This is a genomic window from Pseudomonas sp. GXM4 (assembly GCF_008923895.1).
Lineage (GTDB): Bacteria > Pseudomonadota > Gammaproteobacteria > Pseudomonadales > Pseudomonadaceae > Aquipseudomonas > Aquipseudomonas atacamensis.
Map to the genome: position 1 here is coordinate 1 of NZ_WBRZ01000208.1, position 9,577 is coordinate 9,577.

Sequence of the window (9,577 nt, forward strand, 5' to 3'; positions counted from 1 at the left end):
GACGCAGAGCGTCCCGGGCTGCATTCCCACGCGGAGCGTAGGAACGATCATCGCGCGCTCAAGGGCTGTAGTAACCCACCGCGACGAGGAAGTGCCCGACCTTTTTCAGGTACGCATGCTTGTCCTCGATCTTGCCGGTCACCGGGTTTTTCCAGCGGTATTCATATTCGCCTTCATTCTGCTTGCCGATCAGTGCCAGAATCGGCTCGCCCACCGGTTTGCCTGCCGGATCCTTGACCTTGCCAAAATCAGTGTTGATCAAACGCAGATTGGTGCCGTGGGCGACGTAGCGTTGATTGTTCAGATCGACCACGAAGACATACAGGTCATCCTGCAAGTAACCGCCCTTGAGTGAGTTGATCGCGGTCAGCGTGCCCTTCTCGTTCTTGGTCAGATCCGTCGCGGCTTTGTCCAGCAAGGCCCTGGCCTGCTCAGCCGAGGCCCGTGGCAGGTAGTAACCCACCGCGAGAATGCGCTGCCCGACGCGCTGGTAGAACACATGCTTGCGCTCGACCTTGCCGTCGGCCCAGTTCTGCCAGCGGTATTCGGCCTGCTGGATACCGTTGCCTTCCGGCACTTTCAGCGCATCCTTGAACGCCTTCTGCAGATCCGGCCCGAGCACTTCGCTGACATCACGACCGATCAGCGCCGACGACGGCCCGCCACTGGCAAGCATGACGCCTTTGGTGTCGAGGACGAACACGTAGCGATCCTTGTCGACGAACTCACCCTGGCGGCTGAAGGCGGCGAACGCCTTGTCACCATTGTCGTGGTAGTAGGCCAAGGCTTTTTCCAGCAGGGCAATGGCGGCCTGACTGTCATCCTTGGCGGCAGTGGCGGCGCTGGCCTGGCCGAAGCCGGCCAACAACATCAGGCCGAGCCAGGCCACTTTATGCAAAAACCCCATAGCGCATCCCTCGTTCTTTTTGGTGTTTCAAGAGCGTAGACGGCTTGCGGTCATGTAGAGATATTCAGAGCGTTTCTGAACATTGCGCCGTGAAGCTGGCAAGCAACGCTCGCCAGCCTCGCTCAGCGCTTACGGGCGGGAATTGATCTGCTGCTGGAGATTCTGGATCTGCGCCTGCAAGGTATTCAGGTTGCGGGTCATCTGCGCGCGGAATGCATCGAACTCGGCAGTATTGCCGCCACCCTGTGGCGCTGCCGGGCGGTTGTCCTGCTGACTTTTCAGCACGACGATGTCCTGCTCCAGACGATCGATCGCCGCGCTCGGATTGCCCTGTTTCTTCAGCGCGGCGATATCAGCGCCGAGGCTTTTGAATTGGGCATCGAAAGCTTTCAACTGCGCATCGACCTTGCTGGTATCGGCCGGGGTGCTTTTGATGGTCGCCAGCTCGGCGCTCAAGGCTTTGACCTGAGCCTGCAACTGCGTATTGGCGTTCTGTTGTTCGGTGGTCTGCGCGGTCATCTGCGCCAGACGCTTGTCCAGTTCGCTGGCCTGCCCGGCCACGCCTTGCTGCTGCTTGCTCTGGTCGAGCAGCTTGCCTTCGAGTTGCTTGATTTGCAGCTTCAGCGCTTCGCTGTCGCTGCTGACGTTGCTCTGGCTGGCGACGACCTTGCCGGAAATATCCTGCAGGCGCCCTGCCGCTTCTTCGCTGATGCGGGCGAAGCTTTCCTGGGTGGCGACCAGTTGCTGCTCCATCAGCGAGATCTGCTGGAAGCTCCACCAGGCCAGACCGATGAAGGCAAAAAACAACGCGCCGACCAGCGCCCACAGCGGCCCGGTGCTGGCGGCCTTGACCTTGACCACTGGCGCGCTGCGCGAATGCACGGAAGTGCGGGGGCCGGGTGTGATGTCATCGTCATCGAACGGGTCGGCGCGCAGGCTTGGCACGTTGTCGAAATCGTCGTCGTGGGCATCGTTTCGCATGGACATTGAGGCAACCTTTGGCAAACGCGGTGATGGCTAAATGCTGCGAAGTATAACCGCCGCAGCCGCAGGCATTGACCCTCAACCCGCAAGGCGGTTCATTGCCGCCCGGCCGAATCGTTTCAACGGATGTCCTGGGCTTTCCACCACGCGCAGAACTCATCGAGGGCCGCCCACAGGCTGACTTTCGGATCGTAGTCGAGATAATGCCGGGCGCGGCTGATGTCGAGGGTGAAATTTTTTTTCATGACCTGCATGCCCAGGCGCGACAGGGTCGGCTCAGGGCGTCCCGGCCAGAGCATGCACGCGCCTTCATTGAGCGCCGCAACACTGTAGGCCAGACCGTAGGAGCGATATTTGCGCACCTGATCGACGTCCATCCGCCGCATCACGTAATTGACCACATCCCACAGCGGCACCGGCGTGCCGTTGCTGATGTTGTAGGCCTTGCCCAGCGCCGAACCTTGCGCCAACAGGCTGCTGAGCATGGCTTCGTTGAGATTTTGCACGCTGGTGAAATCGACCTTGTTCAAGCCGTCGCCGATGATCGCCAGCCGGCCCTTGCGCTGCATCTTCAGCAGGCGCGGGAAGATGCTCATGTCGCCGGCACCGGTGACGAAACGCGGGCGCAGGGCGATGGTTTCCAGACCGAATTCCTGGGCACCGAAGACTTTCTGCTCGGCCAGATATTTGGTCGCGGCGTAGGGATGCTTGAAGCGTTTGGGCACTTGCTCTTCGGTCAGACCGAGATGGTCGCGGCCATCGAAATAGATCGACGGCGACGACAGATGCACCAGCCGCCGCACCCGCTGCTTGAGGCACGCTTCGACGACGTTTTCGGTGACTTCGACGTTGCCCTGATGAAAGTCCTGATAACGCCCCCACACGCCAACCGCACCGGCGCAATGCACCACGGCTTCGACGTCACGGCACAGGTCGTGCACCAGATCGGCGTCGGTCAGATCGCCCGGCACGAACTCGGCACCGCGGCGCACCAGATGCTCGACGCTCTCGGCCCGGCGACCGTTGACCCGCACTTCAAGGCCCTGCTCCAGGGCGAAACGCGCAAAGCGCCCGCCAATAAAGCCGCTGGCGCCGGTAACCAAAATCTTCATCAAAAACTCCAGGGAAGCAGCTGCAAGCTTCGAGCTTTCAGCTGCAAGTTGAAACGGTACGTGTTCTTGCCGCTTGCAGCTTGACGCTTGATGCTGCGTTCAAGCCACTAGCCATTGCTTTGAGGAGCGCAGCAGTTGTTCGGTAAGCAGGTTCAGCAACTGGCCGCCATTGCGCCAATGATGCCAGTACAGCGGCACGTCGATCGGTTTATCTGGCAGCAATTCGCGCAGCACCCCGCGTTGCAACTGTTCGCGCACTTGCAGTTCCGGCACCAGCCCCCAACCCAGACCGGCTTCGGTCAGGCGAATGAAGCCTTCGGAGGACGGACATAAGTGATGCTCGAACGCGCCGTCGACGCCCAACAGCGCCAGATAGCGATGCTGGAGAAAATCGTCCGGGCCGAACACCAGCGCCGGGGTGCGCGGCAGCTGTTCGGCGCGCACGCCATCGGGAAAATGCCGGGCGATGAAGGCCGGGCTGGCCAAGGCGCGATAACGCATGGCGCCGAGCAATACGCTGCGTGCGCCGGCCACCGGGCGCTCGCTGGCGCACAGGCACGCAGCCACTTCACCGGCACGCATGCGCTTGAGGCCGACGGTCTGGTCTTCGACGATCAGGTCGAGCAACAAATGCTGCTCGGCGCAGAAATCGCCGACGGCCTCGGCCCACCAAGTGGCGAGGCTGTCGGCGTTGAGGGCGATGCGCAAGCGATCGGGCAGGCCTTCTTCGTCGAGCGCCGGCACCACTGATTGCAAGTCGCGCTCGAGCAGACGCACCTGCTGCACATGGTTGAGCAAGCGTCGGCCGATCTCGGTCGGCGCTGGCGGTGTTCCGCGCACCAGCACTGGCTGGCCGACCCGCGCTTCAAGCAATTTGATGCGCTGGGAGATCGCCGACTGCGACAGGCCCAGCACCTGTGCGGCGCGATCGAATCCGGCCTGCTCGACCACAGCGGCGAGCGCGGAAAGCAATTTATAGTCGAACATCAGTTTTCCTAATGGGCGATCAGCACTATTGGTTTTTCTTATACAGCGTCACACCGGAGAATAGCCAGCAAGCACTCTCTTTCAAGGATCTCTCCCATGTGGCAAAGCTACGTAAACGGCCTGCTGGTGGCGTTCGGCCTGATCATGGCGATCGGCACGCAGAACGCTTTTGTCCTGGCGCAAAGCCTGCGCCGTGAACACCATTTGCCGGTGGCGGCATTGTGCGTGGTGTGTGACGCAATTCTGGTCGCGGCCGGGGTGTTCGGCCTGGCGACGATCCTCGCGCAGAACCCGACCCTGCTGGCGATCGCCCGTTGGGGCGGCGCGACGTTTCTGATCTGGTACGGCAGCCAGGCGCTGCGCCGGGCCTGCTCGAAACAGAGCCTTGAGCAAGGCGAAAACCAGACCGTGCGTTCGCTGCGCGCAGTGATGCTTAGCGCCCTGGCGGTGACCTTGCTCAACCCCCACGTTTATCTGGATACGGTATTGCTGATCGGCTCGCTGGGCGCGCAGCAATCGGTGCCGGGCGCTTATGTGGTCGGCGCGGCGAGTGCATCGTTGCTGTGGTTTTTCACCCTGGCCCTCGGCGCGGCGTGGCTGGCACCGTGGCTGGCCCGCCCGAGCACCTGGCGCATTCTCGATCTGGTGGTGGCATTGATGATGTTCGCCGTGGCCGCGCAGTTGATCATCGCCGGATGAATAATTGCCAAAGGCTCTGGAACCTCTATCCCACACAGTTGTTGCGTGGTTAAGGCGCGACCCCGGTGCTATGATCCGAACCCTGCGCCGCAAAGAGTAAAAACTCGCCGGTGCATTTCCGGCCGCCCGTGATCGGCCTTGCGCTCACCGCAACAGACCTGATTAGGAGAATCATCATGGCTTTCGAATTGCCGCCGCTGCCTTACGCACACGATGCCCTGCAGCCGCACATCTCCAAGGAAACCCTGGAGTTCCACCACGACAAGCACCACAACACCTACGTCGTGAACCTGAACAACCTGGTGCCAGGCACCGAGTTTGAAGGCAAGACCCTGGAAGAAATCGTCAAGACTTCTTCGGGCGGCATCTTCAACAACGCCGCTCAGGTCTGGAACCACACTTTCTACTGGAACTGCCTGGCGCCAAACGCCGGCGGTCAACCAACCGGCGCCCTGGCAGACGCCATCAACGCAGCGTTCGGTTCGTTCGACAAGTTCAAGGAAGAATTCAGCAAAACCTCGATCGGCACCTTCGGTTCCGGCTGGGGCTGGCTGGTGAAAAAGGCTGACGGTTCCCTGGCCCTGGCCAGCACCATCGGCGCCGGCAACCCGCTGACCAGCGGCGACACCCCGCTGCTGACCTGCGACGTCTGGGAACACGCTTACTACATCGACTACCGCAACCTGCGTCCGAAGTACGTTGAAGCGTTCTGGAACCTGGTCAACTGGAAGTTCGTGGCCGAGCAGTTCGAAGGCAAAACCTTCACCGCTTAAGCTGCGCGCCCGATGAAAAGCCCGGCTTCGGCCGGGTTTTTTTATGCCCGGCGCATGGCGTTTCTCGCACGGTAAAAGCAGCTTCACGCCGTTTGCCGCCAGCCCCCAGCCGTCTACCATCACAGAAAGGAAAAAATCTTTGGCCCAGTGCTCAAGTTGAAGGCAATTGCAACCGACACAGTTGATTCAGAGCTATTACTCAAATGACGACAATGCGGCCAGGATCACGGCGACTTTTCCCGTGCCTGATTGTCCCTTTGACTGCCAACCCGGGATTGCCAATACTCATGGCAACTTGACGCTACCCGCACGGAACAAGGAATAACCCTTTGAAGCTGGAACTCAAGAACAGCTTGTCGGTGAAGTTGCTCCGGGTCGTGCTCCTGTCGGCATTGATCGTAGGCGTAGTCTTGAGCTGCGCGCAGATTGTCTTCGATGCCTACAAGACCCGTCAGGCGGTTGCCGGCGACGCCGAGCGCATCCTCGACATGTTCCGCGATCCATCGACCCAGGCCGTGTACAGCCTGGATCGGGAAATGGGCATGCAGGTGATCGAAGGGCTGTTCCAGGACGACGCCGTGCGTCAGGCCTCCATCGGCCACCCCAACGAAGCCATGCTGGCGCAGAAATCCCGCGAGCTGCAGCATTCCAACAGCCGTTGGCTGACCGACCTGATTCTCGGCCAGGAACGCACCTTTACCACGCAATTGGTCGGCCGTGGCCCCTACAGCGAATATTACGGCGACCTGAGCATCACACTCGACACCGCCACTTATGGCGAAGGTTTCATCGTCAGCTCGGTGATCATTTTCATTTCCGGCGTGCTGCGCGCACTGGCATTGGGCCTGGTGCTGTATCTGGTCTATCACTGGTTGCTGACCAAACCGCTGTCACGAATCATCGAGCACCTCACCGAGATCAACCCCGATCGTCCCAGCGAGCACAAGATTCCGCAGATCAAGGGCCACGAAAAAAACGAGCTGGGCCTGTGGATCAACACCGCCAACCAGTTGCTCGAGTCCATCGAACGCAACACCCACCTGCGCCACGAAGCGGAAAACAGCCTGCTGCGCATGGCCCAGTACGACTTCCTCACCGGTCTGCCGAACCGCCAGCAATTGCAGCAGCAACTGGACAAGATTCTCGTCGATGCCGGCAAATTGCAGCGCCGCGTCGCCGTGTTGTGCGTCGGTCTGGATGACTTCAAGGGCATCAACGAGCAATTCAGCTACCAGACCGGCGACCAATTGCTGCTGGCCCTGGCCGATCGTTTACGTGCCCACAGCGGTCGTCTCGGCGCCCTCGCTCGCCTGGGCGGCGACCAGTTCGCGCTGGTGCAGGCCGACATTGAACAGCCTTACGAAGCAGCGGAACTGGCGCAGAGCATTCTCGATGACCTCGAAGCGCCGTTCGCCCTCGACGATCAGGAGATCCGCCTGCGCGCGACCATCGGCATCACCCTGTTTCCGGAGGACGGCGACAGCACCGAGAAGCTGTTGCAGAAAGCCGAGCAGACCATGACCCTGGCCAAGACCCGCTCGCGCAATCGCTATCAGTTCTACATCGCCAGCGTCGACAGCGAGATGCGCCGTCGTCGCGAGCTGGAAAAAGATTTGCGCGATGCGCTGATCCGCGACCAGTTCTACCTCGTCTACCAACCGCAGATCAGTTATCGCGATCACCGCGTGGTCGGCGTCGAAGCATTGATTCGCTGGCAACATCCGGAACACGGTCTGGTGCCGCCGGACCTGTTCATCCCGCTGGCCGAACAGAACGGCACGATCATCGCCATCGGCGAGTGGGTGCTCGATCAGGCCTGCAAGCAATTGCGCGAGTGGCACGATCAGGGTTTTGTCGATCTGCGCATGGCGGTCAATCTGTCCACCGTGCAACTGCACCACGCCGAGCTGCCGCGGGTGGTCAATAACCTGTTGCAGATGTACCGCCTGCCGCCGCGCAGTCTGGAACTGGAAGTCACCGAAACCGGCCTGATGGAAGACATCACCACCGCCGCCCAGCATCTGCTCAGCCTGCGCCGCTCCGGTGCGCTGATCGCGATCGACGACTTCGGCACCGGCTATTCGTCCCTCAGTTATCTGAAAAGCCTGCCGCTGGACAAGATCAAGATCGACAAGAGCTTCGTTCAGGACCTGCTCGATGACGACGATGACGCGACCATCGTTCGCGCGATCATTCAGCTGGGCAAGAGCTTGGGCATGCAGGTGATTGCCGAAGGCGTGGAAACCGCCGAGCAGGAGACCTACATCATTTCCGAGGGTTGCCACGAAGGTCAGGGCTACCACTACAGCAAACCGCTGCCGGCGCGGGAGCTGGGTATTTACCTCAAGCAGGCGCAACGCAGCAACGCGGCGATTCTTTAAAGATCAGAAGATCGCAGCCTTTTTATGAAAGCAAAGATCGCAGCCTTTTTATGAAAGCAAAGATCGCAGCCTTCGGCAGCTCCTACATTTGAAATGCGTTCCCCCTGTAGAAGCTGACGAGTGCAACGAGGCTGCGATCTTTTGATCTTCTTGCGCAAATAAGAAATATTTCCACCCACGCCTTTACACATAATGCGAAAGATTTGCATTATGTCGCAGTTTTGCGCGCCACCGGCGCCAGTCCACTCAACTACCGAAGCAGGATGTTCGCCATGATTCGTATGCCTCTGGCTACCGCCAGTCTGCTGGCCATCGCTATTTCCCTCGCCGGTTGCGGCGAAGGCAAGGACAAAGAAAAAGCCTCCGAAATGACTCCGGCTTCCAGCAGTGCTGCTCCAGCCGCTGCACCTGCTCCTGCCGCCGGTAAAGTTGACGATGCCGCCGCCAAGGCTGTGGTCGCGCACTACGCCGACATGGTCTTCGCCGTTTACAGCGATGCCGAATCCACCGCGAAAACCCTGCAGAGCGCGGTCGACGCGTTCCTCGCCAAGCCGAACGCCGACACCCTCAAAGCCGCCAAGGCTGCCTGGGTCGCCGCACGCGTGCCGTATCTGCAGAGCGAAGTATTCCGCTTCGGCAACACCATCATCGACGACTGGGAAGGTCAGGTTAACGCCTGGCCCCTGGACGAAGGCCTGATCGACTACGTCGACAAATCCTACGAGCACGCACTGGGTAACCCGGGCGCGACCGCCAACATCATCGCCAACACCGAAGTGCAGGTCGGCGAAGACAAGGTCGACGTGAAAGAAATTACCCCGGAAAAACTCGCCAGCCTCAACGAGCTGGGCGGTTCCGAGGCGAACGTTGCCACCGGCTACCACGCGATCGAATTCCTGCTCTGGGGCCAGGATCTGAACGGCACCGGCCCTGGCGCTGGCAACCGTCCGGCCTCGGACTATCTGGAAGGCGCCGGCGCCACCGGTGGTCATAACGAGCGTCGTCGTGCCTACCTGAAAGCCGTGACCCAACTGCTGGTCAGCGACCTTGAAGAAATGGTCGGCAACTGGAAGCCGAACGTGGCCGACAACTACCGCGCCACCCTGGAAGCGGAGCCAGGCGAAACCGGCCTGCGCAAAATGCTCTTCGGCATGGGCAGCCTGTCCCTGGGTGAACTGGCGGGCGAACGCATGAAGGTTTCCCTGGAAGCCAACTCCCCGGAAGACGAGCAGGATTGCTTCAGCGACAACACCCACTACTCGCACTTCTACGACGCCAAAGGCGTGCGTAACGTTTACCTGGGCGAGTACACCCGTGTTGACGGCACCAAGCTGACCGGCGCCAGCCTGTCGTCGCTGGTAGCCAAGGCCGACCCGGCTGCCGACACCGCGCTGAAAGCCGATCTGGCCGCGACCGAAGCGAAGATCCAGGTCATGGTCGATCACGCCAACAAGGGTGAGCACTACGACCAGTTGATCGCTGCCGGCAACACCGCTGGCAACCAGGTGGTTCGCGACGCCATCGCCGCGCTGGTCAAGCAGACCGGCTCGATCGAAGCCGCTGCCGGCAAACTGGGCATCAGCGACCTGAACCCGGACAGCGCCGATCACGAATTCTGATCGCAGCGTCCGCTCAAAAAGAGGCGACCTTCGGGTAGCCTTTTTAATACTCCATGTTCGCAGTCCCCTGTAGGAGCTGCCGAAGGCTGCGATCTGGTGATCTTGATTTTTGAAG

Annotated in this window: 8 protein-coding genes; 4 read left to right on the plus strand and 4 right to left on the minus strand. The window is 60.5% G+C overall.

Features of this window, described 5'->3' with window-relative positions:
- Positions 1-58 precede the first annotated feature (58 nt).
- The 4 genes from F8N49_RS20980 to F8N49_RS20995 all read right to left on the minus strand — a co-directional run bounded on the left by F8N49_RS20980 (position 59) and on the right by F8N49_RS20995 (position 3,990).
- Complete coding sequence (locus F8N49_RS20980; RefSeq protein WP_151552394.1) at positions 59-907, minus strand: cache domain-containing protein; 849 nt, start codon at positions 905-907, stop codon at positions 59-61.
- A gap of 129 nt (positions 908-1,036) precedes the next feature.
- Positions 1,037-1,894 (minus strand): ATPase, encoded by an 858-nt coding sequence (locus tag F8N49_RS20985; RefSeq protein ID WP_151552396.1) that lies wholly within the window; start codon positions 1,892-1,894, stop codon positions 1,037-1,039.
- A gap of 116 nt (positions 1,895-2,010) precedes the next feature.
- Positions 2,011-3,003: an NAD(P)-dependent oxidoreductase gene (locus tag F8N49_RS20990; protein ID WP_024014140.1), complete on the minus strand. Its 993-nt coding sequence runs from the start codon at positions 3,001-3,003 to the stop codon at positions 2,011-2,013.
- A gap of 99 nt (positions 3,004-3,102) precedes the next feature.
- A complete protein-coding gene (locus F8N49_RS20995; RefSeq protein ID WP_151552398.1) occupies positions 3,103-3,990 on the minus strand; it encodes a LysR family transcriptional regulator ArgP in 888 nt (295 codons plus the stop codon).
- A gap of 96 nt (positions 3,991-4,086) precedes the next feature.
- Between F8N49_RS20995 and F8N49_RS21000 the strand changes: the two genes are divergently transcribed.
- From F8N49_RS21000 to F8N49_RS21015, 4 genes are all read left to right on the plus strand, one after another.
- The gene (locus F8N49_RS21000) at positions 4,087-4,689 is read left to right on the plus strand and encodes a LysE/ArgO family amino acid transporter (RefSeq protein WP_016773432.1); all 603 of its coding nucleotides are present in this window, start codon (positions 4,087-4,089) and stop codon (positions 4,687-4,689) included.
- 176 nt (positions 4,690-4,865) lie between these two features.
- Positions 4,866-5,462 carry a superoxide dismutase gene (locus F8N49_RS21005; RefSeq protein ID WP_016773431.1) on the plus strand — a complete coding sequence of 199 codons (597 nt, stop codon included), beginning with the start codon at positions 4,866-4,868 and terminating at the stop codon, positions 5,460-5,462.
- A 329-nt stretch (positions 5,463-5,791) separates the two neighbouring features.
- On the plus strand, positions 5,792-7,843 hold the full coding sequence (locus F8N49_RS21010) for a bifunctional diguanylate cyclase/phosphodiesterase (RefSeq protein WP_016773430.1): 2,052 nt from the start codon (positions 5,792-5,794) through the stop codon (positions 7,841-7,843).
- Between the two features lie 272 nt (positions 7,844-8,115).
- Positions 8,116-9,462 carry an imelysin family protein gene (locus F8N49_RS21015; RefSeq protein ID WP_071173417.1) on the plus strand — a complete coding sequence of 449 codons (1,347 nt, stop codon included), beginning with the start codon at positions 8,116-8,118 and terminating at the stop codon, positions 9,460-9,462.
- Positions 9,463-9,577: the final 115 nt, after the last annotated feature.